At 63.7% G+C, this 26,936-nt stretch carries 20 protein-coding genes; 15 read left to right on the top strand and 5 right to left on the bottom strand.

Features of this window, described 5'->3' with window-relative positions; genetic code table 11:
* Positions 1-89: 89 nt before the first annotated feature.
* Positions 90-500: an NADH:ubiquinone oxidoreductase subunit NDUFA12 gene (locus AC1DR6_RS19355; protein ID WP_476830892.1), complete on the bottom strand. Its 411-nt coding sequence runs from the start codon at positions 498-500 to the stop codon at positions 90-92.
* Between the two features lie 96 nt (positions 501-596).
* A complete protein-coding gene (locus AC1DR6_RS19360) occupies positions 597-1,076 on the bottom strand; it encodes a hypothetical protein (protein ID WP_476830893.1) in 480 nt (159 codons plus the stop codon).
* A gap of 701 nt (positions 1,077-1,777) precedes the next feature.
* Here AC1DR6_RS19360 and AC1DR6_RS19365 point away from each other — a divergent pair.
* The 10 genes from AC1DR6_RS19365 to AC1DR6_RS19410 all read left to right on the top strand — a co-directional run bounded on the left by AC1DR6_RS19365 (position 1,778) and on the right by AC1DR6_RS19410 (position 17,759).
* Entirely contained in the window at positions 1,778-5,503 is a 3,726-nt protein-coding gene (locus AC1DR6_RS19365; protein WP_476830894.1) for a vitamin B12-dependent ribonucleotide reductase, read from the top strand.
* Between the two features lie 294 nt (positions 5,504-5,797).
* Entirely contained in the window at positions 5,798-6,997 is a 1,200-nt protein-coding gene (locus tag AC1DR6_RS19370; RefSeq protein WP_476830895.1) for a nucleotidyltransferase domain-containing protein, read from the top strand.
* Positions 6,994-7,485 (top strand): type II CBASS E2 protein, encoded by a 492-nt coding sequence (locus AC1DR6_RS19375; RefSeq protein ID WP_476830896.1) that lies wholly within the window; start codon positions 6,994-6,996, stop codon positions 7,483-7,485. Before AC1DR6_RS19370 ends, AC1DR6_RS19375 begins: the two co-directional genes overlap by 4 nt.
* Positions 7,486-7,607: 122 nt before the next feature.
* On the top strand, positions 7,608-8,645 hold the full coding sequence (locus AC1DR6_RS19380) for an SAVED domain-containing protein (protein ID WP_476830897.1): 1,038 nt from the start codon (positions 7,608-7,610) through the stop codon (positions 8,643-8,645).
* Positions 8,646-8,747: 102 nt separating this feature from the next.
* Positions 8,748-10,253 carry a DUF2235 domain-containing protein gene (locus AC1DR6_RS19385; protein ID WP_476830932.1) on the top strand — a complete coding sequence of 502 codons (1,506 nt, stop codon included), beginning with the start codon at positions 8,748-8,750 and terminating at the stop codon, positions 10,251-10,253.
* A 239-nt stretch (positions 10,254-10,492) separates the two neighbouring features.
* A complete protein-coding gene (locus AC1DR6_RS19390) occupies positions 10,493-11,416 on the top strand; it encodes a nucleotidyltransferase family protein (protein WP_476830898.1) in 924 nt (307 codons plus the stop codon).
* Between the two features lie 511 nt (positions 11,417-11,927).
* A complete protein-coding gene (locus AC1DR6_RS19395; RefSeq protein ID WP_476830899.1) occupies positions 11,928-12,575 on the top strand; it encodes a Tn7 transposase TnsA N-terminal domain-containing protein in 648 nt (215 codons plus the stop codon).
* The gene (locus tag AC1DR6_RS19400; protein ID WP_476830900.1) at positions 12,572-14,803 is read left to right on the top strand and encodes a transposase family protein; all 2,232 of its coding nucleotides are present in this window, start codon (positions 12,572-12,574) and stop codon (positions 14,801-14,803) included. Before AC1DR6_RS19395 ends, AC1DR6_RS19400 begins: the two co-directional genes overlap by 4 nt.
* Positions 14,800-15,909 carry a TniB family NTP-binding protein gene (locus AC1DR6_RS19405; protein ID WP_476830901.1) on the top strand — a complete coding sequence of 370 codons (1,110 nt, stop codon included), beginning with the start codon at positions 14,800-14,802 and terminating at the stop codon, positions 15,907-15,909. The genes AC1DR6_RS19400 and AC1DR6_RS19405 overlap by 4 nt, the downstream gene beginning before the upstream one ends.
* A complete protein-coding gene (locus tag AC1DR6_RS19410; RefSeq protein ID WP_476830902.1) occupies positions 15,906-17,759 on the top strand; it encodes a TniQ family protein in 1,854 nt (617 codons plus the stop codon). The genes AC1DR6_RS19405 and AC1DR6_RS19410 overlap by 4 nt, the downstream gene beginning before the upstream one ends.
* A 499-nt stretch (positions 17,760-18,258) precedes the next feature.
* Here AC1DR6_RS19410 and AC1DR6_RS19415 read toward each other — a convergent pair whose 3' ends face one another.
* Positions 18,259-19,149 carry an RpnC/YadD family protein gene (locus AC1DR6_RS19415; protein WP_476830903.1) on the bottom strand — a complete coding sequence of 297 codons (891 nt, stop codon included), beginning with the start codon at positions 19,147-19,149 and terminating at the stop codon, positions 18,259-18,261.
* Between the two features lie 250 nt (positions 19,150-19,399).
* On the opposite strand from AC1DR6_RS19415, the gene AC1DR6_RS19420 reads away from it, so the two are divergent.
* Positions 19,400-20,428, top strand: coding sequence for a GTP pyrophosphokinase (locus tag AC1DR6_RS19420; protein ID WP_476830904.1), 1,029 nt, complete (start codon positions 19,400-19,402; stop codon positions 20,426-20,428).
* 103 nt (positions 20,429-20,531) lie between these two features.
* Here the strand turns inward: AC1DR6_RS19420 and AC1DR6_RS19425 are convergent, their stop codons facing one another.
* Positions 20,532-21,023 carry a YciE/YciF ferroxidase family protein gene (locus AC1DR6_RS19425; protein ID WP_476830905.1) on the bottom strand — a complete coding sequence of 164 codons (492 nt, stop codon included), beginning with the start codon at positions 21,021-21,023 and terminating at the stop codon, positions 20,532-20,534.
* A gap of 221 nt (positions 21,024-21,244) precedes the next feature.
* On the opposite strand from AC1DR6_RS19425, the gene trhA reads away from it, so the two are divergent.
* On the top strand, positions 21,245-21,910 hold the full coding sequence (gene trhA, locus AC1DR6_RS19430) for a PAQR family membrane homeostasis protein TrhA (protein WP_476830933.1): 666 nt from the start codon (positions 21,245-21,247) through the stop codon (positions 21,908-21,910).
* Positions 21,911-21,914: 4 nt separating this feature from the next.
* On the opposite strand, the gene AC1DR6_RS19435 is transcribed toward trhA, so the two are convergent.
* A complete protein-coding gene (locus tag AC1DR6_RS19435) occupies positions 21,915-22,970 on the bottom strand; it encodes a sugar phosphate isomerase/epimerase family protein (protein WP_476830906.1) in 1,056 nt (351 codons plus the stop codon).
* A 237-nt stretch (positions 22,971-23,207) separates the two neighbouring features.
* Here AC1DR6_RS19435 and AC1DR6_RS19440 point away from each other — a divergent pair, with 237 nt between their 5' ends.
* The 3 genes from AC1DR6_RS19440 to AC1DR6_RS19450 are packed head-to-tail and all read left to right on the top strand — an operon-like array spanning position 23,208 to position 26,924.
* Entirely contained in the window at positions 23,208-24,368 is a 1,161-nt protein-coding gene (locus AC1DR6_RS19440) for an ROK family protein (RefSeq protein ID WP_476830907.1), read from the top strand.
* Entirely contained in the window at positions 24,365-25,885 is a 1,521-nt protein-coding gene (locus tag AC1DR6_RS19445) for a sugar ABC transporter ATP-binding protein (protein ID WP_476830908.1), read from the top strand. Before AC1DR6_RS19440 ends, AC1DR6_RS19445 begins: the two co-directional genes overlap by 4 nt.
* Positions 25,872-26,924 (top strand): ABC transporter permease, encoded by a 1,053-nt coding sequence (locus AC1DR6_RS19450; protein ID WP_476830909.1) that lies wholly within the window; start codon positions 25,872-25,874, stop codon positions 26,922-26,924. The genes AC1DR6_RS19445 and AC1DR6_RS19450 overlap by 14 nt, the downstream gene beginning before the upstream one ends.
* Positions 26,925-26,936: the final 12 nt, after the last annotated feature.

The following is a 26,936-nucleotide window of genomic DNA, read 5'->3' on the forward strand; positions in this document are numbered from 1 at the left end:
GGGCACACCGCCTTGCCGGACTGTTTTGACCTGGACAGTGAAAAGGCGCTCTTCACGGAGCGACCGATCCTCGCCCCGGCGCCGGAGGCTCAGTTTCCGGGCGTCCAGGCCTGATAGTCGCCGGTCGCAGCGGGGCGCTCGCCCTCGGCCAGGGTCGAGCCTTGCGGCCGGTAGGCCAGCGACGTGCCGGTCCAGTTCGGCTGGTGTGCCTGCTGCCATTCCCGGGGCTGGTACTTTTCCTCCGACGGCGCGACATCGACCGTGTGGTGCAGCCAGCCGTTCCAGCCGGCCGGGATCATCGAGGCCTCGACCGGCCCGTTATAGACCACCCAGCGACGTTGGAAGCCGAGCGCCTTGTCCTTGGCTCCGCCGGCGGTGCGATAGTAGACGTTGCCGAACTCGTCCTCGCCGACGCGCTCGCCGAAGCGCCAGGTGTGGAAACGGGTGCCGATCGTCTGGCCGTTCCACCAGGTGAAGATCTGCAGCAGCCAGTTCTTCATCGTCCTGCCCAATCGTCTCGCGCATACGTTGCAGCGCCACAACAAGGCGGCGCGACCTCGCGCGACTTATGCCGCCGGTGCTGCCGGCTGTCCAGTCTACCGAACGCCCGCCTCACGAAACGAGGCTGGCGAACCGTCGCACCGCCGCAGGCTCATGATATCGAGCACATCGCGATCGACCGCTCCGAGCTGCCGGGTCTGCTTGTCGCGGAACATCACATTGTTGGGATTAATGGCATTTCCCGAGGCGATCAGTGTCGCAAGCACTTCGACGTTTCGCAGATCATCTCGATCGCGCGGCTTGTTGGAATCGGGTGTTCCAGCGAAGAGCTTGACGGTCGGGCTGAGCTCCATGACCAGATGCGCCGTTGCCCCCGAAACCGAACTCTTCGTGAAACTCAAACCATCGACAGGCATGCCAAGGGCCAAGATTCCGCCCTTGTTGATGGTGATGCGCGGGCCGCCACATCCCTTGGCCCGCGAGGCCCACTCCCCGGCGAAAGCGGGAGCAAGTGGCTCCTGCTCGCTGCATCCGGCCAAGGCGACGGCCATCAAACAAAGGACGTATCGACCCATATCAGTCCTCCGCCAGCACACGCTGAGGGCAACGATGACCGTTTCGATTAAGCCCGATTTAAATGCATCGACGATTCTCCGGTGCAGCCGCGACCAGCATCCGACTGTCCGCCCCCGCGATTCGGAAAACCGGCTGCTGCGATCAGAATGCGTCTGACCACAACGACTTCGCCGAGGTCGTCGAGATGGCGCCTTCAGACTGAACGGCAGTGCGCAGGTCCAACCTCCTTTGGCTGCATATAGCGGCCACCTCACCCGCCAATCTCGACGAGCCGGTGTGACAATTGTGTTGGCGGCTCAGATTCTCGAAGTGCTTTCTGAGGGTTAGCGGGCGTCTTGAAACTTATCCCCATAACCCACACATCCCTACCAGATGTCGTGTCCACACAGTTTAGGGAACACCATTCCTTGACGTCGACCGCATATCGGCGCTAGATTTCGACTATCGCATCACGGCCGGCGGCGACGCTTCTGGATGGCTGCGAACGAGTTTCCCAGAGTGCCTCGGGCCTGCCGCCGCATCCGCGCAACACGTGGAGGCGATGCGGATTTGCGCGGGTATTTCGGGCACGTCCGGGCCATCGGCGGCCAATACCGCAGAGGGTCCATCAGGGCGTTGAATCGAGTTGGCTGATATCAGGAGCCGGTGATCGACCGGCCGCGCGGGCACCACTTCCGCGCCAGATCAAGGGACGAAGATCATGCGTATCGAGCGCCGCTACACCACGGCCGGACAGTCGCCCTACGCCGCGATCCCATTCCGATCGGCGATCAGCGAGATCAAGAATCCTGACGGCTCCATCGTCTTCCGGCTGGAGGGCATCGAGGTGCCCGAGTCCTGGTCGCAGGTGGCGAGCGACGTGCTGGCCCAGAAATATTTCCGCAAGGCCGGCGTGCCCGCCCGCATGAGGAAGGTCGAGGAGAACGACGTTCCCTCCTTCCTCTGGCGTTCGGTCCCGGACGAGGCCGCTCTCGCGGAGTTGCCCGAGGCCGAGCATTACGGCTCCGAGATCTCCTCGAAGCAGGTGTTCGATCGTCTCGCCGGCTGCTGGACCTATTGGGGCTGGAAGGGCGGCTATTTCTCCTCCGAGGAGGACGCGCAGGCCTTCCATGACGAGCTGCGCTTCATGCTCGCCCGCCAGATGGTGGCGCCGAACTCGCCGCAATGGTTCAACACCGGCCTGCATTGGGCCTATGGCATCGATGGCCCGAGCCAGGGCCATTTCTACGTCGACTTCAAGACCGGCAAGCTGGTCAAGTCAAAGTCCAGCTACGAGCACCCGCAGCCCCATGCCTGCTTCATCCAGGGCGTGCAGGACGACCTCGTCAACGAGGGCGGCATCATGGACCTTTGGGTCCGTGAAGCCCGCCTGTTCAAATACGGCTCCGGCACCGGCTCGAACTTCTCGATGCTGCGCGGCGAAGGCGAGAAGCTCGCCGGCGGCGGCAAGTCCTCGGGACTGATGTCCTTTCTCAAGATCGGCGATCGCGCGGCCGGCGCCATCAAGTCGGGCGGCACCACGCGCCGCGCCGCTAAGATGGTCGTGGTCGATGTCGATCACCCCGATATCGAGACCTATATCGACTGGAAGGTGAAGGAGGAGCAGAAGGTCGCGGCTCTCGTCACCGGCTCCAAGATCGTCAAGAAGCACATGAAGGCCGTGCTCAAGGCCTGCGTGAACTGCGAAGGCGACGGCGATTCCTGCTTCGATCCCGAGCAGAACCCGGCCCTGAAGCGTGAGATCAAGCTCGCCCGCAAGTCGCTGGTGCCGGACAACTACATCAAGCGCGTCATCCAGTTCGCCAAGCAGGGCTACAAGGACATCTCCTTTGATACCTACGACACCGACTGGGATTCCGACGCCTATCTCACCGTTTCCGGTCAGAACTCGAACAACTCGGTCTCGCTGACTGACGACTTCCTGCGCGCCGTCGAGACCGACGCGGACTGGAACCTGACGGCCCGCACCTCCGGCAAGACCATGAAGACGCTGAAGGCCCGCGATCTCTGGGAGAAGATCGGCTACGCCGCCTGGGCCTCGGCCGACCCCGGCCTGCACTTCAACTCGACGATGAACGACTGGCACACCTGCCCGGCCTCGGGCCGCATCCGGGCGTCCAATCCGTGCTCGGAATACATGTTCCTCGACGACACCGCCTGCAACCTGGCCTCGGCCAACCTGCTGCAGTTCTACGATCGCGAGACCAAGGCTTTCGACGTCGCGGCCTATGAGCATCTCTGCCGGCTCTGGACCGTCGTGCTCGAAATCTCCGTGACGATGGCGCAGTTCCCGAGCCGCGAGATCGCCGAGCTGTCCTACGAATACCGCACGCTCGGCCTCGGCTACGCCAATATCGGCGGCCTGCTGATGACGATGGGCCTCGGCTACGATTCCGAGGAAGGCCGTGCTTTGGCCGGCGCGCTGACCGCGATCATGACCGGCGTCGCCTATACGACCTCGGCCGAGATGGCGGGCGAGCTTGGCCCCTTCCCCGGCTACAAGAAGAACGCCAGCCACATGCTGCGCGTCATCCGCAACCACCGCACGGCCGCCCATGGCCTCACCGAGGGCTATGAGGGCCTGAGCGTCACCCCCGTCCCGCTCGACCATGCGACGCTGGCCCGTCTCGGCGGCTCGGCCGCCACCATGGCGGAGCGCTCGCGCGCCGTCTGGGACCAGGCGCTGGAGCAGGGCAAGCGCTACGGCTATCGCAACGCCCAGTCGACCGTGATCGCACCGACAGGCACGATCGGCCTCGTGATGGACTGCGATACCACCGGCATCGAACCCGATTTCGCACTGGTGAAGTTCAAGAAGCTGGCCGGCGGCGGCTACTTCAAGATCATCAACGGCGCCGTGCCGGACGCGCTGCGCTCGCTCGGCTATCGCGAGGCGGATATCGCCGAGATCGAGGCCTATGCGGTCGGCCATGGCTCGATGAAGCAGGCTCCGGCGGTGAACCCCGGCTCGCTGCGGGCCAAGGGCTTCACCGACGAGAAGATCGAGGCGATCGAGAAGGGGCTGAAGAGCGCCTTCGACATCAAGTTCGTCTTCAACAAATGGACCCTGGGCGAGGATTTCCTCACCGGCACGCTCAAGGTCCCGGCCGAGAAGCTCAACGATATGTCGTTCGAGCTGCTGCCCTTCCTCGGCTTCTCGAAGGCCGATGTCGAAGCCGCCAACGTGCATGTCTGCGGCGCGATGACGCTGGAAGGCGCCCCGCACCTCAAGAAAGAGCACTATCCGGTCTTCGATTGCGCCAACCCCTGCGGGCGCATCGGCAAGCGCTACCTGTCGGTCGAGAGCCACATCCATATGATGGCGGCGGCGCAGCCCTTCATCTCGGGCGCGATCTCCAAAACCATCAACATGCCCAACGACGCCACGGTCGAGGACTGCAAGAGCGCCTACATGCTCTCCTGGAAGCTGGCGCTGAAGGCCAACGCGCTCTACCGCGACGGCTCCAAGCTCTCGCAGCCGCTGAACTCGGCCCTGATCTCGGACGAGGATGACGAGGACGACGCGCTCGAGACGCTGGTCGCAGCGCCGATGGCGGCCCGCGCCACCCAGATCTCGGAGAAGATCGTCGAGCGCATCGTCGAGCGCATCGAGCGCCAGCGCGAGCGGGAGAAAATGCCCGATCGCCGCACCGGCTATATCCAGAAGGCCACCGTCGGCGGCCACAAGGTCTATGTCCATACCGGCGAATATTCGGACGGACGCCTGGGCGAAATCTTCATCGACATGCACAAGGAGGGCGCGGCCTTCCGGGCGATGATGAACAACTTCGCCATCGCGGTTTCGCTCGGCCTGCAATATGGCGTGCCGCTGGAGGAGTATGTCGAGGCCTTCACCTTCACCCGCTTCGAGCCCTCGGGCTTCGTCGCCGGCAACCAGTCGATCAAGAACGCCACCTCGATCCTCGACTACGTCTTCCGCGAGCTGGCGATCTCCTATCTCGGCCGCAACGACCTCGCTCATGTCGACCCCAGCGAGATCGGCCATGACGTGCTGGGCGGTGGTGTCGGCCAGGACAAGGCGCCGGACGCCACGCCGGTGATGACGACGCCGCTGGCCTCGACGGGTTTCCGCCGCGGCAAGCCGATCTCGTTCCACTCGATTCAGGGCGGCGCGGCGACCCCGACTGTGGAGACGGTTGCTCGGGGCGGCGCGGCCCTGACAGCGCTCGCCACCGTCGGCGCCACCGCGCTGAAGGAAGAGCCGGAAGCCTATGGCCAAGCCGAAATGGACAAGCTCGGTTTCTCGGCCCCGGCCGCCCAACCGTCAGCCTCGGAGCGGCGCGCCGAAGCGATCATGAAGGGCTATGTCGGCGATAGCTGCGGCGAATGCGGAAACTTCACGCTGGTCCGCAACGGCACCTGCCTGAAGTGCAACACCTGCGGCTCGACGACAGGCTGCTCGTGATCGCTTTCCGCCGGTACTTGTGCCGGCACCCATAGTTTGTCGGCTGTGACGATAAGTGTGACGGCGGCAACCGCAAAGTTTGTCGGTTGGGCTAAATGACCAAAACGAGTGACCGGGCGGCCAGAAATTGGCCGCCCGGCTGGCAAAGCGAACAAAGCATGAATTGAAACCGAAGCGTGCGAGGACCGATGAGCGCCTACTCGAAGATGAGAATGCATCAGTGGCGACGATCGACGGCTCGGGAAGCCTCGAAGATCGTCAAGCCTGCGTATCGACTTTCGTCCGGGGAACATCATGATCATTGACCAGCGCCCGGCCTTCAAGAAGGCCTACCTCATCAATCTCCTCGCCCGGCTTTGCGCCGAGCTGGACATCTCCGAAGCACGCTTCCAGCAAGCGCAGGAGCGCTATGAAGGAGTCGCGGAGTGGCTTTCGGATGGAAACCACTTCCTCCTGCGCGACTTCTCGATCTACCTGCAGGGCTCGACCGCGCTTGGGACGTCGGTGAAGCCTATCGGCCGCAACGAGCACGACGTCGACCTCGTCGCGTTCATGCCAGCCGGCACGACCGATCTCTCGCCAGCCTTCGTCAAGGCGGTGGTTGGAAACCGTCTCAAGGAAAACGCGATCTACGCGAGGCTCCTTGAGGAGAAATCCCGCTGTTGGCGCCTGGTTTACGCGAACGAATTCCATCTCGACATCACACCCGCGATCTTCGATCCGCGCTGCCGCCAAGGCGGGGAACTCGTCCCGGACAGGACGCTTCGCGAATGGAAGGGCAGCAATCCTAGGGGCTATCGCCGGGCGTTCGAACGGCGTGCCGCCATCGTTTCCCGGCTGCGGATCACGCGCACGTTCGACATGTCCGAGGGGGCTCGGGCGGACATCGAGCCGTTCCCTAGGACGGCCAGTGGCCGCAGCCTGCTCTGCAACATCGTCCAGGTGGCCAAGCGCCACCGAGACGTCCATTTCGAGGGACTCGACCCGGCTCTCTCGCCGATCTCTGTCATCCTGACGACGCTCCTGGCCTGGAGCTATGAGGCATGCATCGCGGAGGCGGTCTACGACACCGAGTTCGACTTGATGATGGCCGTTCTGCGCCGGATGCCGCAATTCATCGGCACGACGCTTCCGGATGGGTCGCGGGGCTACTGGATCCCCAACGAGACCACGATCGACGAGAATTTCGCCGAGCGCTGGAACGACGATCGCCGGCGGGCAACTGCTTTCTATGCCTGGCACGTCAAGGCCGTCGCCGACATGGAGCGGCTCGCTCTCGCCGAGGGCACCGACGTCGTTCGCCGGCAGATGGACGACGCCTTTGGGCCGAGACCAGTCGCCAGGGCTTTCACGGCGCTCGACGAGGAGATTGCCTCGGCGCGCCGAACCGGCTCTCTACGTGTAGCCCCGCTCTTCGGCGTGACAGCGGCGGCGTCCGTGGCCGCGTCGGTGCCGGTTCGTGCGAACACCTTCTTCGGGCGGGATTGCGGGTGAGCATCCCGACCCAGCCCCCTCACCTGTCGATGGCCCAGCAGCTTGTGAACCTGCGGTCGAACCCGCTAACCAAGGGCGATGGCGGCATCGAGGGCGGTGGACTGGCCTGGCGCTTCGCGGCTTCCCCCAGCCCCATATCGCGGATGTATGGATTGCGGTTGACGTATGCCCATAGCGCGTCTCCGCGCATCTACGTCGACGAGCCTGACCTGACGCTGCTCGCGAATGGCGCGCGAATTCCCCATGTCTACTCCGAGCGGCCCACCCGCCTCTGTCTCTATCTGCCCGACGCATACGAATCGCTTCCGAGCATGTTGCTCGACCGCACCATCGTGCCGTGGGCGGTGCTGTGGCTGTGGTATTTCGAGGATTGGCTTGCGACCGGCGAATGGCACGGAGGCGGCGTTCACGTCGCGGAACGGGAACTCGACGAGGGAGGTCGCCACGTCCGGCGAGCGCTCGCGGCGAAACGGAGAAAGGCGGCGTAACCATGTCCGGAACGAAGATCGCCTCGAAGGTCGAATACGCTCTCTGGGCCCGTTCCGCGGGGCGTTGCCAGTATCGAGGCTGCAACGAGAACCTGGTCGGGGATCTGCTGGCCGGAAAGACGATGGGCAAGTTCGGCTACAAGGCCCACGTCATCGGCGACGTGCCGAAAAGCGGCTCCGTAAAGGGTGGGCCGCGCTACGATCCAGCCCGTTCGGCGGCGCTCGCCGGAGACATCAGCAACCTGATGCTGCTTTGTGGCCGTTGCCACAAGAAAGTCGACGTCGACTACAAGGACGACCACCCCGAACACGTGCTTCTCGCGATGAAGGAGGAGCACGAGCGGCGGGTCGAGATCCAGACATCGATCATGCCGGACCGCGCCTCGCATGTGCTCAGGTTCGGCGCCAACATCGGTTTGAACCAGGCGCTGGTATCGAAGCAGGACATCTTCGACGCGATGCTTCATGAACGCTATCCCGACAACGACGGGCGGGCCATCGATCTCGACATGCCCGGCTTCGCGTCCGAGGACACCGAGCCGGCGTATTGGCAGGGCCTGCGGGAGAACATGCGCCGCCAGTTCGGCGACCAGGTCCGAGGTCGGATCGAGCGGCAGGAAATCCGACATCTAAGCGTGTTCGCGCTCGCTCCGATGCCGCTGCTGATGGAGCTCGGTCGCCTGCTCGGGGACATCCCCTCCGTGTCGGTTCACCAGAGGCATCGCGAGCCCGAGTCATGGAAATGGCAGAGGAATGGCCCAACCATCGACTTTGCGGTCGGTGAGCCGCCAGCGCCCGCGGGCAAGGTCGTCGCCTTGAAGCTCGGCATCAGCGCCACGCTGAAGGATGAGCGCATCGAAGCCGTTCTCGGCACCGCAGCGCCTATTTGGTCGATTACCGCGGCGAGCCCCGGGAACGACGTCATGCGCCACCCCGAGGATCTGGCCACATACCGGAAGCTCCTGAGAGGTATGTACGACCGCATGAAGGCCGTCCATGGCGAGGATGCGGTGATCCATGTCTTTCCGGCGATACCCGTTTCGGCTGCCGTAGAGACGGGGCGCGTTTGGATGCCGAAGGCTGACCTGCCGCTGCTCGTGTACGATCAGAACAGGAAGAGCGGAGGCTTTTTCCCAGCCCTGGAGATCCGGCATCTATGAAAGTCGAGCACGATCATCGGCCCGCTCAGCCAACGGCATCCATACGCAAGGCTGCGGATAAGGCCCAAGTCAGCAATCTTGTCGATGATGCAGGAGGCGCCTTTGCCTAAGAACCTCGTCGTGTTCTCGGATGGCACCGGTCAGGACGGCGGCGTCAGGCCCGAGCAGCGGGTCAGCAACGTCTACAAGCTCTATCGTGTTTGTCGAACCGGGCCCGGCAGCGGGATCGACCCCGAGCGTCAGCTCTGCTTCTACGATCCCGGCCTGGGAACCGACATCGGCGCGACGGCCATGTCGGCGCCTGTCCGGTTCGTCCAGAAGATGCTGGCTTCTGTCACCGGGCGCGGCATCACGACCAACATCGCCGACTGCTACGAATTCATCATCAACCACTACCGGCCCGGCGATCGGATATTCCTGGTCGGCTTCAGCCGGGGAGCCTACACGGTCCGAGCGCTGGCCAACCTGCTGATGCTGTGCGGAGTACCGACGCGAACGCCAGACGGGCCGTTGCTGCGATTCCGGAAGATGGTCCGGGACATCGCGGACGAGGCGGTCAGCGAAGTCCTGGAACACGGTGCCGGACATCCGCGTGAGCAATTCGAAGCGGAGCGTTTCGAAAAGGCGCGCAGGTTCCGGGAGGCTTACGGCGCGGATCATGCTTCAGGCGAGCCCGGGCGCTCGAACGTCGCGCCCTACTTTATCGGTGTATTCGACACGGTCGCGGCCCTCGGAGCGGTCGGCTTTCGACGCTGGGCCATCCTCTCATTGCTGCTGCTGGGGCTTGTCGTCGGGCTGACGATGTTGGCGATCCCCGTTGCGGTTCCGATCGCCGGTGTCCTAAGGCTGGCCGGGATGCCTTTCTGGGGCTCCCTCCTTGCCATCGTTGCCGCACTCGACGTCATAGGCGTAGTCGTTGCCGCTTGGCGATGGCGGGCGTCGACCACGAAGACCATCCGCGACTTCCCGAACAAGGGAGACGTCAGCCGCCACCGTGCCGAGTGGAAGGGCGCCAACTTCGATAGGCTCCTCAGCCGGTTCGTGGGCTATGCCCGCTCGGCCAACGCGATCGACGAGACGCGCGCCGACTTCGATCGGGTGGGCTGGGGAGGCGCGGAACCCGCGGCGCAAGCGGAAGCAAGCGGGCCCGAACGATTGATCCAGCTCTGGTTCGCGGGAAATCATTCGGACGTGGGCGGCAGCTATCCGGAGACAGAATCGCGGCTGTCTGACATCTCGTTGGCCTGGATGATCGAGCAGGCGACCGAGATACCGGATCCCTTGATCGTCGAAGGTCAACGCAAGCCCGGTGACGCGACTGGCATCCCGGGACTGAGGCTTTTCCCAGCCGCTGACGGTGTCCAGCACTGCGAGGTCGCCGGCATGCGCGATACCGTCGAGGCCAAGCTCCCGAAATGGGTACGGCAGTTCGCCGGCAATCTCGGATGGGCGGTCCGCGTGCGCAAGATCAATCCCGATGCGCCCGTCCACCCTACGGTCGGCGAAAGGTTCGGCCTGCCGGAAGTGGATCAGTGTGGGACGGGGCGCGGGCCATATCGGCCAGCGGCCTTGGCCGAGCACGCGCGCTTCAAGCACCTTTACTCCTGACGAGGTCAAACGAGACCTCGTCAGAACCGCTTGTCGGAGGCCGCACCAGCCGCCGCTCGAACCCATTCGTCTCAAGGCGGCCACGGCAAAGTGCGAGACCTCTTGAATGTTTCTACCCGAATTGCTACTATGACATTCGAGGGATGAACATGATCGAAGATTTTGACGAACTGCTGATGGAGCCGGACCAATCAGATCACGCCGAACGCGTGCTGGGTCTTTGGCAGGTTCATGCCCCGTTGCTGCGCGAGCAGCACGAGCTGCGCGGCGGCATGGCTTGGAAGCGCGCTCGCGGTCATGAGTACCTCTTCCGGTATTTCCAGGACCCCACGACAGGAACGAAGCGCTTCGAGAGCAAGGGCCGGCGGTCACCCGAGACCGAGGCTGTGTCTGCGGACTATTTCTCGCGGCGCGAGAAGGTCCAGGGCGAACTCGATCGCATGGACCGTGATGTCGAGATGGCCGGTCGGATGGCGCAGGCCTTCAAGATGGCCCGCATGCCGGCGACGCCCGCCCGCATCGTCCACGGGCTTTGGTTGGAAGGCCTCTTCGACGATCGCCTTAGGCTCATGGGCGCCACAGCCATCCATGCGTACGAACTCGCCGCTGGCTTTCTGGCGCCTCCCTCCATTTTCAGGGGCGAGAGCCTGCGCATTCTGATCAAGGACGACATCGACGACGCGGTGGCCGACGCCGTGATCAGGCTGACACAGGACGCCGACCGCGCCTTCGAGCTGGTCGATCGCGACGATGCCCACCTGGTCCTGGACGGAGGTCGCGGCGGGCGCATCGAAGTGCACGTGATGCACTCGCTCGTCGGTTACCTGATGGATCGTGGTCTCGATCCGGATCGGTTCTACGACCTCCTGACGGCCGTGGCCGAGCCGCCGGCCTGGCGGGGCGTCGCCGTGGCCCGTGACGCGCGGATCGTGCCGATGGCGACGCTCGATCCCAGAGCGCACGCAATGCTGACCTATGCGACGGCTCTTACCGAGCCCGACGCCGATCGGGCCGAGCTGCTGACGCGCCGCGCCCGGCTGATCCGGTGGGTGGCAGAGGAGAGATTGGGGCTGACTTTTACTCCGCGGCAGATCGCGGCCTTCCCCGATCTTTCGGAGGACGACGTCGCGCGAGAGGACGCGCGCCGCTGGGGGACGATATGACGATCCGCCGAAGCGCGCGACCACCCTGATCCGACCAGGGGTCGGGCGGGATATCGGACCTGGGTGGCTTCGGTCGCCTGGGCCGTTCCGATTCAATCTAAGAAGGCTCGCGCGCAACACTCTGACACGACTCGCGAAAATCGTTCGGAGGGGGCTATGCGAATACACGAATTCAGGTCAGGCTTCACATGAATTCGCGAATTCGGCGCGCGGCGTCGGGAGGATGAGATGAACTAGGCACACCCTGAAACGGAACGAGGCGTCCCGGGCTGGACCCCGAAACGCCTCTATTTCCGTAAGAGCCGACCCATCCGTAGCAGGTCAGCCGGCTCCTCCAACAACAGCGATTTTTGAATCGCCATCAGCGAGATGATCTTGCATGCGGGCCGCTGCGCCCGCAAGTCCCTTCGCAAGATTTTCTCGCTGCCGGCACTGACAGGGCCCGAGCAGCTTGACGACGACCCCGCATCCCTTCGCATCGGAAGCACCGGCCTTGCGCTGGCGCGAACCCATGCCTTCGGCTGCGTCGCGTCATCCCGCGCCGAAGTCGAAGGTGGCCAGCCGCCCGATCATCGTCACGACGACGGATTTCCGGGAGATCACGCCCGAAAGCGGTCTCGAAGGCAAGGCGGCGTTCGTGCTGCTGGCGCATCCGGACTGCGCCCTTCTCTATGAGCAGCCCGAGGCGGTGACCTATTTCGACACGGAGGGTGTCGAGCGTTCGCACACCTTCGATTTCCTGGTGGTCAAGCACAACGGCGTTCGCGTCGCGGTTGCGGTGAAGCCGTCGAAGAAGGCGATCAAGTACGGCTTGCAGGCACTACTGAACTTCATCGCGTTGCAGATGGATCCCGAATTCGCGACGGAGGTGAAGCTCCTCACCGACATCGAGCTGCGTCCCACGGTGGTCTCGAACGCCGTGTTGATCCACACCGCGCGGCGGTTTCCCGACGCCGAGGTCGACGGCCTGCTCGCCGGCGCGATCGGAACGCTCAATGGTGCCGTCACCATCGCGAGCCTGATCAGGACCGCCGCGCTGGTTGGTCACGAACAAGGCTTCTATGGAGTCGCTCGCGCGATCGGCGAAGGCTCGCTGATCGCCTGCCAACCGGGCTTCATCACCCTCGACAGCCTCGTCCGCGCCGGGGCCCATCCATGAGTACCGCGGTCGCCATCGTCAGCCCGATCGCCTACGGCCCGCTGGATCGCATCCGGATCGGGGAGATCGCCTATACCTGTGCCAAGACGGACAAGCATGCGCATGAGTTCGCGCGCACCTGCGATCCAGACATGGTCGAGATCTTCAGCCATGCCGACATGGCGCGGATCGAGAAGTCGGATGACTATCGTTACGACAAGGACTGGTTCAAGACCGGTCAGGCCAGGGCCCGCGACAGGAGCGGGGTCGAGCATCTCTCGGAGATCCCGAAACGCGAGCTTCCGCGCATCCTGCTGCGCTGGGAGTTCTGCAACCGCTTCCGCCTCATGTCGATGACGGGCAAGGCCACGGCGACGAACGCCGGCATGACGGAGGCGATCGCGCTGATCGCCTCGCAGATCCACGACATGGATATGGTGCACGCCATCCGGGCCGAGGAGGAGAAGACCGGTAAGCCGCCTGCCCGAAACCGCGACGGGTCGCTTCGCAAGCCGAGGCTGGACAAGCGCGTCGCGCCCGACGCGCAGGAGGCGTGGATCCCGAACTATCGGTCGGTCCAGCGTTGGCTGAAGATCCTGGAGGAGTGCGACTGGGAGATCTACGGGCTTCGCACCTGCTACAGGCGCTCGGGCAATCGCACTCCCCGGCTGGACCCCGAGGTCCATGACCTGCTGGTCGAGAACGCACGCAAGTATGCGAGAGCGCAACGGCATTCGGTCGCCGAGGTCCATGACCTTTTGGATGTCGACGTCAAGGCTCGAAACAGCAAGCGCGAGCAAGAAGGACTTCCTCCGCTGGCCTGTCCGAGCAAGCGTCGCCTGCATCGGGAGATCAAGGGGCTGGACGCCTTCTGGGTGTACACCAGGCGGTACTCGCCCGAAGCCGCGCAGAAGAAGTTCGCCGGCATCGAGGACGGTCCCGTCGCCACACGCATCGGCGAGCGCATCGAGATGGACGAGTGGACGGTGGGCCTCCAGACGCTTCTGGTCAAGGCTCGCATCTGGCCGGAACTGAGCACTGAGGCACGCGAGACGATCCAGCGGGCCCGTCCTTGCCTCTACGTCGCGATCGATCGCGCGTCGCGTTGCGTCCTGGCCATGCGCATGACCGATGGACCGCGGGCCTCCGAGGCCGTGGCGACGATCAGGACGATCATCTCCGACAAGACGGCATTCGCCGATGGCGCCGGCGCCAAGTCTGCCTGGATGATGTCGACCGGTATCGGCCGGCTGGTGACCGACTGGGGCAGCGCATTCTACTCCGCGGAAACTCGGCGCGCGGTGACGTCGATGGGCGCGACCTACGAGCACCCGCTGGCGGGCATGGCACAGCTTCGTGGAACGGTAGAGAGGATGTTCTCGACCTTCGAGAAGCGCTTCACCAGTCACTTCTCCGGCAGGACGTTCTCCAACGTCGTGCAGAAGGGCGACTATGACGCCGAGGCCAACGCCTCGGTGCCGTTCGAAGTGCTCGCGCGCGCGATCGTGCGTTACGTCGTGGACGATTACCATCATCGTCCCCATGCCGGCCTCGGCGGCGAGACGCCCTATAACGCCTGGGTTCGCCTCGCGGGCTCGACCGGCCGCCTTCCGGCTCCCGACACGCACGTCCAGCGCGCGATCTTCGGCATCCTCGACGAGAACTGCACGCTCGACGGATCGGGCGTGGTGAGCCTCGGCCTGCGGTACCAGAACCGGGAGCTCTTCGAGCACTTCACCTCAAGGGGCGTCACCACGGTGGCCGTCCGGATCGACCCGCAGGACGTCGGCTGGGCTTCCGTCAAGATCGGCGACGACTGGATCGACGTGCCGTGCCGCAAGAAGGAACTGCGGGGCGTTCGCCTGCGCGATTGGATCGAGACCGCCATGGATCTGAACAGGCGTTTCAAGAATGCCGCATCGATGGCTCGACCGACCGTCCTGGCTGCCGTGCGCGATCTGGCCGCACTCGGCCAGAAGCTGCGCGACGAGACCGGCATCTCCGAAGCGCTGGACACGCCCGAGTCCCCCGCGCGGGCGAAGGAGGCCCTGGGCTTCGGCTTCGAGCTTCCTGAGTGGGACGACGAGACGCCGGCGGGGAATGGCGGCGACGTGCTGGCCGACACGATCCGTGTCGGCGCGCCTCTGGCGGCTGTGCCCGCAACCGATACCGTGCCGGGCCTCCCGGACGAGGCACCGCCCGAGGCCACCGGTTGGAGCATGGGCCCACGAAACGAGAATGGACGATGACGGAAGCGATCAATGGCGACAGGGCCATCCTTGAGGACTTCGTGGCGTCCCTGCCGCAGCAGGACCGGGACCATATCGGCGTGATGGAGCGCGTGAACGGGCGCGTCCTGAGAACCGACGAACGGGACGGGCAGGTCGCGCGCGCCTTCCGGCTGCTCGCGCTCGACCTTGGCACCCGGGCGGACGACAAACTTCCCCTGGGTGCGGGCAACAGGATCGAGACCAGGGCGCTGGTGGTGACGGGGAAGACCGGAGCCGGGAAGAGCTCCTTGATCGCGCGGGTGATCTCGTCCCATCCCTCCTTCCCCGGCTACGGCCTGCCGGCGTCGGGCTGCCGGGCGGTGGCTGTCTCCACCCCCTCGCCGTGCAGCGCCAAGACGCTGGGCGTCGAGATCCTGAGGGTCCTCGGCTATCCGATCTCGGCCGAGCGGTCCGTGGCGAACATCTTCTCGAAGGTCCGCGATCGCGTGAAATTCCTGGGGAAGCTCGTCCTGGTGTTCGACGAGGTCCACAACGTGCTCAAGAACGCCAACGAGAAGGAGGTCGACGAGATCAGGACGATGTTCAAGACCTTCATGGTGACGACCGACTGGCCCGTGGTCCTCGTCCTGTCGGGGCTTCCGGAGATCGTCCCCTTCTTCGAGGGCCTGGCCGAGACCGACGACAAGGGCAAGCCGAAGCCGGATTCGAAGGGCGAGGTCAGACGCAGGAGCCAGTTCGTCCACCTCCGGTCGCTGCGCCTGCCGGACGACGCCGACATGGTGACGGCGGCCCTGAGGGACGTCGTCGAGGGGGCCGCGGGGCTGTCCCTTCCCGGCGACGCCGGGCACGCGATCGTCCCGCGGCTGGTCCATGCGGCCCTGTACGAGCTCGGTTCGACGCTCCAGCTCGCGCGGGAGGCGATCGGCCAAGCCATTTCGGCGAACCCGCCGGCGAAGTCCGTGGGCCTGGAGCAGCTCAGGCTCGCCTACCGCGCGAGGACCGGCTGCGCGGACAGCGTGAACCCCTTTGTCGCGCCAGACTGGGCGAGGATCGACTGCACGCTGGTGCTGAAGGAAAACCGGGACAAGGCGGCGGCGGCGACCCTGGCGGGATCGAAGCGATGATACTCGATCCTATCGTCCGCCTTATGCCGGGCGAGACGCCGACAAGCTACGCAACTCGGCTGGCTTGCATCAACGGTATCTTCTCCACCACCACTTTCTGCACCGACCTGGGCATCAACCTGTCCGGCCTATTCGACGGGAAGCCGGATGCCCTCGCTCGACTGGCGGAACTCGTTGCGCTTCCGGTCGAGAGGCTGGCGCGCGATGCGTGGCGCCTGGACGATGGCGGGGCTGCCACGTATCGGCTCCGCGGCGAGGTCATCACGCGCGCCGGGCTAAGGCGTGAGGGCCGCCGCATCTGCGCGGCCTGCATCCGGGACGACATTCGGACATCGCCGCTCCCCCATGGCGCCGCCGCCTGGCACAGGTGCAGCTGGAAGGTCGTCCATCTTAGAACCTGCCCGGTCCACCGGCTGGCGATGACCGAGCTACCGCCCGCCACGCATAGCGCGTCACAGCGCGACCTGTTCAAATTCTTCACCCCGCACGTCGACCGCATCGACGAGTTCGTCGACGCGTCCATATCGCGAGCGCCTTCCACGCTGGAGGCATACCTGATCGCTCGCCTCGAAGGCCGAACCGCGACGGGAGGCTTACTGGACGCTCTTCCGTTCTATGCGGCCGCAAAGACCTGCGAGATGCTGGGGATCGCCTCCCTCGCCGCCGGACGCGCCCCGAACCTGCGTCGCCTGGATAGCGAGGAATGGCATCGAGCCGGGCAGCGCGGGTTCGAGATCGTTGCCGGCGGCCCCGACGAGGTCCAGCGCTACCTCACGCTCCTGCGGGCTTCCCGTACCGGCGAGAGACGCGGCTGGAAGACCGCCAGCGCGTATTATGGGCTGCTCCATCACTGGCTGGCCCACGAATGCAACGACAGCGCCTACGATCCGCTTCGAGAAGCGATCGAGCTCAATCTCGTAGAGAACGTTCCCTTCACGCCCGGATACGAGCCGTTCGGACGTCCGCTGGTCGGTCGCAAGGTCCATTCCGTATGGTCGGCGACGATGGAGACAGGCGTCCACACGGCGCGCCTTCGGAAGGTCCTGGCCTTCACCGGCCACATCTCATCCGACCATTCGCGACATCGGGCCAACGACGTGTTGTTCGACGCCGTTGCCGCCAAGGACTTGATCAGGCGCTTGGGTTCCTCCCTGACGTTTCGCGAGCTCGTCCAATACCTCGGTCCCGATCGCGTCCTGACGCAGATACTGATCAAGGCGGGTCACATCCAGCCGGTGGTCGAGGGGCCGGAGAGCATCGTCGGGTACACGCTCTATGCCAGGGAAGACGTCGACGCCTTCCTCGGCGCGATCCGTCGTGGCGGCCATGCGGTCACGGACGTTCCCGCCGGCGCCTATCCGATCAAGGTCGCTGCAAAGAAGGCTTCCACCACGGCCCTGCGGGTTATCGGGCTCATCCTCGATCGGAAGCTCGACTGGATCGGGTGCCTGGAGGGCGCCCACGCATTCCATGGCGTGCTGGTCGACCTTGAGGAGGTTCGCCGTCTCGTCCGAGGCCCCGAGTTGGCCGGATATCCTCCGCGCGAGGCCGGGCGGCGAATGAAGGTCTCGGAACGTTCGATCTACGAGCTCATCGAGCGCGGCCTGATTGGCACGGTCTCCCAGGAGCATCCGACCGGCCACCGCCGGGTCCGCGTCGTACCCTTCGCCGAACTGGCGAGGTTCCGGGAAACCTATGTCTCGCTCTTCGAGGCCTCGCGGGATCTCGACCTGCACCACCTCGTCCTAAGGCGCCGGTTGACCGCGGCCAGCGTCCTTCCCGTGTGCGATCCGCACGCTTGCGGCGTGACGCTCTATCTCCGCGAGCAGGTCGAGGCCCTACGGGACTAGCCGTTCGCCCACCGGGGCGCCGAGGCTGCGTTCTCCGCGTTTCTCCCATCCGCTTAGGCCTCGAAGAATTCAAGGCCCCTCGGGTCGTTCACAAGCTCCAACGTCGCTTCCCAGGCAGGCTCCTCCCGGCCCGACCCCGTGCCCTGGCCGGGGCCACGGGCAGGGGCCCAGGATTCCCGGACGGATTCGAACCGAGGAACGTCGAGATGTCGAAGCTCATGAAATTGCTGGTGTCAGCGCTCTTGGAGGTTGCCCTTCCTGGCGACGTCGATCCCGTGGCCAAAGCGCTAGTCGCTCTGGCGGCAGACACGATCGCTGAGGAGGTTGGGCGGCGTTGGAAAGGTCGGCCGGGTAGTGAGCCGCCATCGAATGGGCTCCCCCGTCGAAGGCCACGGGCCAAGGCGTCACGTCCAAACCGGGGCGGACCAGGAAGCCGACTTCAGGGAAGCAGGGGCAGGGCAAGCGCAAAGGACGCGCTTAAGCTCGCGGAGCCGGTCGATCACCTGGGTCCGGTCGACAGGATCTCGTCGAGCCTGCTCTGGTCGCGCTCGTTGCGCTCGGTGAGGAGCGCCGTCGCCACGTCCACCAACTCCTGGACCTTCGAATCGGGGAGACCGCCTATGAGACGCGCATGCTCGGCCTGCTTGCTCGGGTGGATGATCCGGAGCATCCGGAGAGCATTGTCGCGCTTCTCGGCCATGCGGCCGACCTCGTAGGACTTCCGGAAGACCGGGTTCCGCTCGTAGTCGATGTCCATAGCTTCGATCATAGCCTGTACCCCAGATGGTAACGTGACGGGTTCGCCTCTCAACTCGATCATGCGTCCGAGCATGGAAATCAATCGATCGCGGTCGTCCTTGCTCGCTTGCCGGATCGTCGCGACGACCTTGGTCAGGTTCTCCGGCGAAGCTCCGTCCTTGCCGAGGATGCCGATCATCATATCAGATGCGTTGCCCTCCGCGAACAGGGGCCCGACGTCCAACCGCCGAAAGTCGATTACCGGTATCCGAACCTTGGTGTCCCCGATCCAATCCTCGATGACCCAGTTTGCCGGGGCCCGTCCGATCGTCACCACATGCTGACGGATGCGAGCCTCGGGATCGACCTTGTTGCGGACCAACGCCCAGTAGTTGATCATACGCTTGAACATGTCCGGATCGCGACTGCTCTGCCACTCGACGTGCCATAGCGTCTTGTCCGAAAGCTCGAAGAGCCGGTCGGCGCGCCCCGTCATGGTCAGCGCGAACTCTGTTTCAAGATTGCGCACGACGGGCGGCAGGTCGAATAGCTTGTGCAGCGCCTTGGCGTCGGCGGTGCACTCGCGAAGCATCGTGTCGCTGTTCGCGTCGGTCGCCGGGAACGGCGTGATCTCGTCGAGCGGGTTCGGCATGGCTCTCCCCTTGGGCCAAGCTTAGGCCACTGGGACGAAAGAGACGATCACAGGCTTCCGATTTGAGCAGGACAGCCCCCGCTCCGGCTCGGAACAAGCCCGTTTAGTGGCCTAACCCCGCGCCGACAAACTTTGGGGGTTGCCGCCGACATACTGGCTGAAACACCGAAATTCCGGCGTCAACGATGCCAACGGCTTAGCTGACGCTCAGCCGACAAACTACGGGTGTTCGCACAGGTACTAAAGTCCCATGACCTCTGACCGGGAAAAATGGGCAGCAGAAGCGCTAATCGGCCACAGCCGATTAGCGCCGACCGCCTGCAATCTGCTTGAAGCTGAACTCAAAGCGCATAAGATAGAATATCTTAGTATCGCTCACAGAATAAAAAACCAAAAATCTATAATCGAAAAGATTGATCGGAAAAGCTATACTGATTATGAAAAACAGATAACTGATATTAGTGGAATCAGGATAATCTGCTTTCTAGAAAGTGAAATACAAAAAATTGAAAAAATAATTAAAGGATTTTTCGAGATAGATTTGAGCAACAGTCGCGATCGATCAGCTATACTTGGTCTTGACAAAATCGGCTATCGCTCTGTTCATTATATCTGCACGCTAGGTAAGGCCCGCTCCGTACTGCGGGAATACAAAGACATATGCGATTTAAAGTTTGAGATACAGATTCGGACAGTTCTACAGCACGCATGGGCGGAAATGGCCCATGACAGGTCGTTTAAATTTCGTGCTGGGCTCCCCGCAACCCTTGAGCGCCGTCCAAACCTATACGCGGGAATGCTAGAGGTTATCGACCAAGGATTCGATAATATCTCAAAGGAAATCGACGATTATAATACAAAAATAGAAGAAAAATCGTCAGATGAAATATTAGAATCTGAAGTCAGCTCTAAGACACTTAAAAAATTTATTGGATCAATAAAAAATGTCGGAGAAGTGCACGATTGCGAAATAAGTCAAAATATAATCAAAGAAATCCGACAATTCGGTATAAACAAAATATCTGACTTTGAAAAAATTATCGACAACAATTTAATCAAAAATTTAAATAAATATCGTTTAAAAAATAATTACTTATCATTTATCAGACACGCCATGATGTACGCTGACATCGAAAAATACTTGTCTACTGATTTTGATTGGACTGGCATAGATCAAATATCAACAGATTCTTTAGTTGAAAAATATGGTCAATCTAAAATTGATGAGCTTTTTGAACGAAATGATATCACAATTTTAGACTATGACGACGAAGATTAACTTGAATAATAGATAATCATCGCGGCAAATTTTTTGAATTTGCCGCGATGATTATTCGAATCGGCAACTGCAAGCGGCTTACCTATTATAATTTAATGCTAGTTCAAGCAGCCTTCTTGCCGCCCGAGCCGGTGCCGATCTGGCTCAGCAGCTGGTCGGTCTTCTTTTCTTCCGCCAGCGTCTGGTCGAGCAGCTTGACTGCGTCCTTGTGGCCGAGCTCCTGCGCCCAGGCTTTCAGCGTGCCGTAGCGCGCCATCTCGTAGTGCTCGACCGCCTGCCCAGCGGCAACCAGGCCGGCGTCGAGCGCGGGGCTGCCCTCGAACTCCTCCATGATGCTCTTGCCTTCCTCGATGATGCCGAGGATGGCGTCGCAGGTCTTGCCGCGGGGCGCCTTGCCGATCACGTCGAAGACCTCGCTGAGACGCTCGACATGTGTCTCCGTCTCGTCGCGATGCGTCAGGAACGCCTGCTTCAGCTCCGGCGAGCTAGCAGCCTTCGCCATCTTCGGCAGCGTCTTCAAAATCTGCTTTTCGGCGTAGTAGATGTCCTTGAGGGTATCGAGGAACAGATCATCGAGCGTCTTGGGTTCTGCCATGGAGGCCTCCTGAGAATGAGAAGACTCGTCGAACCGGACAGCGATGCAGTGGTTCCAGCTGGCACCGTCCCGTCGCTCGCGGGCCCGGTCTGTGTACGGCACTGTACGTTCGAAGGTCCCGCCACGCTTTTCGCCGTTGCTCCGTCACCACCGAAGCGGCTTAAATTTGCCCGATCCTATCGGCACAAGGCGTCATCTCGATTCGCTCGATCATCGAAAGGCTGAGTGTGAATATTCCCGCCGTCGGACGCTTCACCTTCAACAAGGCCGAGCTGTGGGCCGATGGCGTTGTGCATGTGCTCGGCATCGCCCTCGGCTTGAGCGGCGTGGCCGTGTTGATCGCACATCTCGTCGGATCGGCCTCCGTGGCTGATCTCGTAACGATTTCGATCTACAGCGCCGCCCTGCTTGCGGTGCTGATCATCTCGGCCGTCTACAATATGTGGCCGGTCTCGCCGAGGAAATGGCTGATCCGCCGCTTCGACCATTCGGCGATCTACATTCTTATCGCGGGCACCTACACGCCTTTCCTGATGAAGCTGGGCGAGAGCGCGACGGCGCAGTGGTTGCTCGCCATCGTCTGGCTGGTTTCGATCGCAGGCGTCGCGCTCAAGGTCGCGCTGCCCGGCCGGTTCGACCGGCTTTCGATCCTGCTTTATCTCGCGCTCGGCTGGAGTGGCGTGATCCTGTGGGAGAGCATCGCCACCCTGCCCCCGACCGCGCTCTGGCTGATGCTGGCAGGCGGCGTGCTCTATTCGGTCGGCGTGATCTTCCACATCTGGGAAAGCCTGCCATTCCAGAATGCGATCTGGCACCTCTTCGTGCTCGCCGCATCCGGCTGTTTCTACGGGGCGGTCTTCCGCGCCTATGCCGTGCCGCTGGCCTGACGCCTTAGGTCAGCCCCAGCATCCGGCGCGCCAGCCCCGTCTCGCCGCCGCCCGCGAAATCATCGAACGCCGTCTCGGTAACGCGGATGATGTGGTCGGCAATGAAGCGGGCGCCCTCGCGCGCGCCGTCGTCCGGATGCTTGAGTGCGCATTCCCATTCCAACACCGCCCAGCCGTCGAAATCATATTGAGCGAGCTTCGAGAAGATCGCCTTGAAATCGACCTGCCCATCTCCGAGCGAGCGAAAGCGCCCGGCCCGCTCCACCCACGGCGCGAAGCCGGAATAGACGCCCTGCCGTCCATTGGGTCGAAACTCCGCGTCCTTGACGTGAAAGGCGCTGATGCGTTCGTGGTAGATGTCGATGAAGGCGAGATAATCGAGCTGCTGCAGCAGGAAATGCGAGGGGTCGTAATTGATCCGGCAACGCCGATGGCCGCCCAGCTTGTCGAGGAACAGCTCGAACGTCGCCCCGTCGAACACATCTTCCCCGGGATGGATCTCGAAGCCGACATCGACACCGTTGTCCTCATAGACGTCGAGGACCGGCTGCCAGCGCCTCGCCAGCTCGTCGAAGGCTTCGTCCACCAGGCCGGGCGGCCGCTGCGGCCAGGGATAGAGGAACGGCCAGGCCAGCGCGCCGGTGAAGCTGACCGAGCCTGCAAGGCCCAGCCGGCGCGAGGCCTTTGCCGCAAGCTTCATCTGCCCGACCGCCCATTCCTGCCGCGCCGCCGGTTTGCCCCGCAGCGCTACGGGAGCGAACACGTCGAAAGCCGCGTCATAAGCGGGATGCACCGCGACGAGCTGGCCCTGGACATGCGTCGAAAGCTCGGTGATCGCGACGCCATTCTCGCGCGCGATTCCGGCGATCTCGTCGCAGTAATCCTGCGAGGCCGCCGCCTGTTCAAGATCGAACAGTCTGGCATCGCCCGATGGCAACTGCACGCCGCGATAACCAAGCTCGGCCGCCCACCGCGTGATCGCGGGCCAGCTATCGAAAGGCGCCGTATCACCCGCGAATTGCGCCAAAAAGATCGCCGGTCCTTGCATCGTCTTCGCCATCTTCGTCTCCTTGGGCCGCAGGATGGCGCGGGGTTGTCAGATGGTCCAGACCGTGGCCGCACGATCCCAGCGTAACTTCCTGCTGACTTTTGCCTGATTTTGGCTGAAGTTCGGTCTTGAGAGCGGCAAGTAACCGGGACTAGCCTCTCGATAACGACCGCCACAAGGTCGACCGAGGAAACGCGGGAGGCCTTCATCGCACCGCCCTGGCAGGTTCTGAGCCCCGACGAGCTCGCTGTGCTCGAGGCCACGTTCTGGGCCGGCGGCACGGCGCGCCACGCGCTGGCGGACGAGCTTCAGTTCTCCCGCAGCAAAACCAATGCACTTGCCGCCGGGCTCCTCGATCAGGGCCTGCTCGACGAGGCGGGGGTCCAGCATTCGACAGGCGGTCGCAGGCCCGAGACCCTGCGAGTTCATGGCCGCCTCGGCGTGCTGATCGGCATCGATATCGGCGCGACCAGCCTCGATGTCGCGCTGCTGCGGCCCGATCTCGGCGTGATCGCCCGCCATTCGCAGGACGCCGATGTGCAGGCCGGCCCCGGCCCGATCATGGCGCGACTGCGCGCCTTGTTGCCGGCGATGCTGGCGCAAAACGGCATCGCGCGCGACACCGTGCTGGCCGTCGGCATCGGCGTGCCCGGCCCGGTCAACTTCACCGCCGGCCAGCTCGTCAATCCGCCGCTGATGCCGGGATGGGACAGCTACGCCATCCGCGACGATCTGCGCGAGATTCTCGACGCGCCTGTCTTCGTCGACAACGACGTGAATTTGATGGCGCTCGGCGTGCTCTGGCGCCAGCGGCGGCAGATCGAGAACTTCCTCGTCATCAAGATCGGCACCGGTATCGGCTGCGGCATCGTCTGCCATGGCGAACTCTATCGCGGCGCCAGCGGCTCGGCCGGCGACATCGGCCATATCTGCGTCGATCCCGAGGGCCCGCTCTGCCGCTGCGGCAATCGCGGCTGCGTCGAGGCGATGGCGGCCGCGCCCGCGATCGTCGCGATGGGCATGGAAGCGGCCGAAAGCGGACGAAGCGCGATGCTGGCGGAGATGCTGGCACGCCAGGGCAGCTTGAGCGCGGTCGATATCGGCGCGGCCTGCCGCGAAGGCGATGCCGAGGCCGACGCGATCGTGCGCCGCTCTGGCCGCCTGATCGGGCAGGTGCTGGCGGCGCTGGTCAATTTCTACAACCCCTCGCACATCTTCATCGGCGGCGGCGTCTCCGCGATCGGCCCGCTCTTCCTCGCCGCCATCCGGCAAAGCGTGAACCAGCGTTCGCTCGCGCTCTCGACGCGTCACCTCGAAATCACGTCCGCGCCGCTAGGCTCGGAAACCGGTCTGATCGGTGCCGGCGTCCTGGCGATGCGCGAGGCGCTGCGCAGCGGGAGCCCGGCATGAGCACGCCCGAACCTAGAACGCCCGGCCTCTCCGTCGCCTTCGACGGCATCGTCAAGCGCTTCGGCCCGGTCGAGGTGCTGCACGGCGTCTCGTTTGCCCTCGAACCCGGCAAGGTCTACGGCCTGCTCGGCGAAAACGGCGCCGGCAAATCGACGCTGATGAAGATCCTCGCCGGCTATGAAAGCCCGACCGCGGGACGCGTCCTGATCGGCGGCGAGCCGGTTGCCTTCTCAGGCTCGCGCGATGCGGAGGCCCACGGCATCGTCCTGATCCACCAGGAATTCAATCTGGCCGAGGATTTGACGATAGCGGGCAACATCTTCCTCGGTCACGAACGGCGCAACGGCCCATTCCTCGATGAGGAGGCCATGCGGCGCGAGGCGGCCGCCGCGCTGAGCCAGGTCGGGCTTGACCGGAGGCCTGAAACGGCGGTGCGCCAGCTCATCGTCGCGGAGAAGCAACTCGTCGAAATCGCCAAGGCGATCTCCCGCAAGGCGCGGCTGCTCATCATGGACGAGCCGACCGCAACCTTGACGCCCTCCGAGGTCGCCAGGCTTTTCGGCCTGATCGAGCGGCTCCGGGCGGACGGCGTCACCATCGTCTACATCTCGCACAAGCTCGACGAGGTCGAGCGCATAACCGACGAAGTCGTGGTGATGCGCGACGGCGCGCTCGTCGGCAGGGCAGCGACCTCGTCCCTCACCCGCCACGCCATGGCGACGATGATGGTCGGCCGGGAAATCACCGATCTCTTCCCGCCGAAACAGGCCTTCGAGAAAGGCACCATGCCGGCGCTCGCCGTCGAACATTTCAACGTGCCGGGCTGGGCGCGAGACGTTTCATTCGCCGTGCGGCCGGGCGAGATCCTCGGATTTGCCGGTCTGGTCGGCGCTGGCCGAACCGAGCTTTTCGAAGGCATTCTCGGTCTGCGTCCCGGCACGGGTGAGGTCGCCTTGTCAAGCCGCCCCGTCACGTTGCGCTCGCTCGGCGAGGCCACGAAACACGGGCTCAGCTATCTGAGCGAGGACCGCAAGGGCAAGGGCCTGCATGTCGATTTTCAGCTGGCGCCTAACCTGACGCTGATGGCGCTGGAGCGTTACGCGACGCCGCTGCTCGACCATGCTGCGGAGCGCAGCGCGCTGGTCCGCGCCGTCGAGGCCTTCGGCATCCGCACCGGCTCGCTTTCGGTAAAAGCCGCCGCGCTGTCCGGCGGCAACCAGCAGAAGCTGGCGCTCGCCAAGGTGCTGCATCCCGAGCCGCGCGTGCTGGTGCTGGACGAGCCGACGCGCGGCGTCGATGTCGGGGCCAAGCGCGAGATCTATTTCCTGATCGCCGAACTCGCCCGCAAGGGCCTCGCCGTCGTGGTGATCTCCTCGGAGCTGATCGAGCTGATCGGCCTTGCCCACCGCGTCGCGGTGATGCGCGGCGGCCGGCTGGTCGCCACCGTCGAGGGCGCCGAGATGACGGAAGAGACGATGATCGCTCATGCCACGGGGACGCGCCATGTCGCAGCCTGAGACCCGACCCGGCCCCGGCCACGATGGCACGCAAACTCAGGACAAGGTGGTGGCTGCGCAGCATCGCGCCGCCGCCGGGCCCTCCTTCGCCGAGCGTTTCGCCAGCCTGGGGCCGGTGATCGGCCTGATCGTGCTCTGCGCCGTGGGAGCCGGCCTCAACAGCGATTTCGCCACCCTCGACAATGCGCTGAACGTCCTGACCCGCACGGCCTTCATCGGCATCATCGCGGTCGGGATGTGCTTCGTCATCATTCTCGGCGGCATCGATCTTTCGGTCGGCTCGATGGCGGCGCTGATTGCCGGCTGCGTGATCATGTTCATCAACTGGGCCGCTGGCGCCTTCGGCTCGCCGCTGCTGGCGGTGATTGCCGGCACGGTGCTGGCGGTCGTGCTAGGCGCAGCCTTCGGCCTGGCGCATGGCCTGCTCATCGCGAAGGGGCGCATCGAGCCCTTCATCGTGACACTGGGCACGCTCGGCATCTACCGGGCCTACCTCACCTATTTCGCCGATGGCGGCGCGCTGACGCTGGAGAACAACCTCTCCGACCTTTACGCCCCGGTCTATTACGGCAGCCTGCTCGGTGTGCCGCTGCCGGTCATCGCCTTTCTCGTCGTCGCGATTATCGGCGCCGTCATTCTCAACAAGACGGCCTTCGGCCGGCATGTCCAGGCGATCGGCTCCAACGAGACGGTCGCGCGCTATGCGGCGGTCGACGTCGATCGGGTCAAGATCCTCACCTATATGCTGCTGGGCATCTGCGTCGGCATCGCGACGCTATTCTACGTGCCGCGCCTCGGCTCTGCCTCCCCGACCACCGGCCTGCTCTGGGAGCTTGAGGCGATCGCCGCGGTTATCGTTGGTGGCGCGGCGCTCAAGGGCGGCCATGGCACGATCATCGGCACGGTCGTCGGCGCGATCCTGCTCTCCGTGATCAGCAACATCCTCAATCTGACGAGCCTGATCAGCGTCTATCTCAACGCCGCCGTGCAGGGCTTCGTCATCATCACCGTCGCATTTTTGCAGAAAGGCCGCCGCTAAAGGCGAGCCAGA

This window comes from Allobosea sp. P5_A5, from assembly GCF_056400625.1.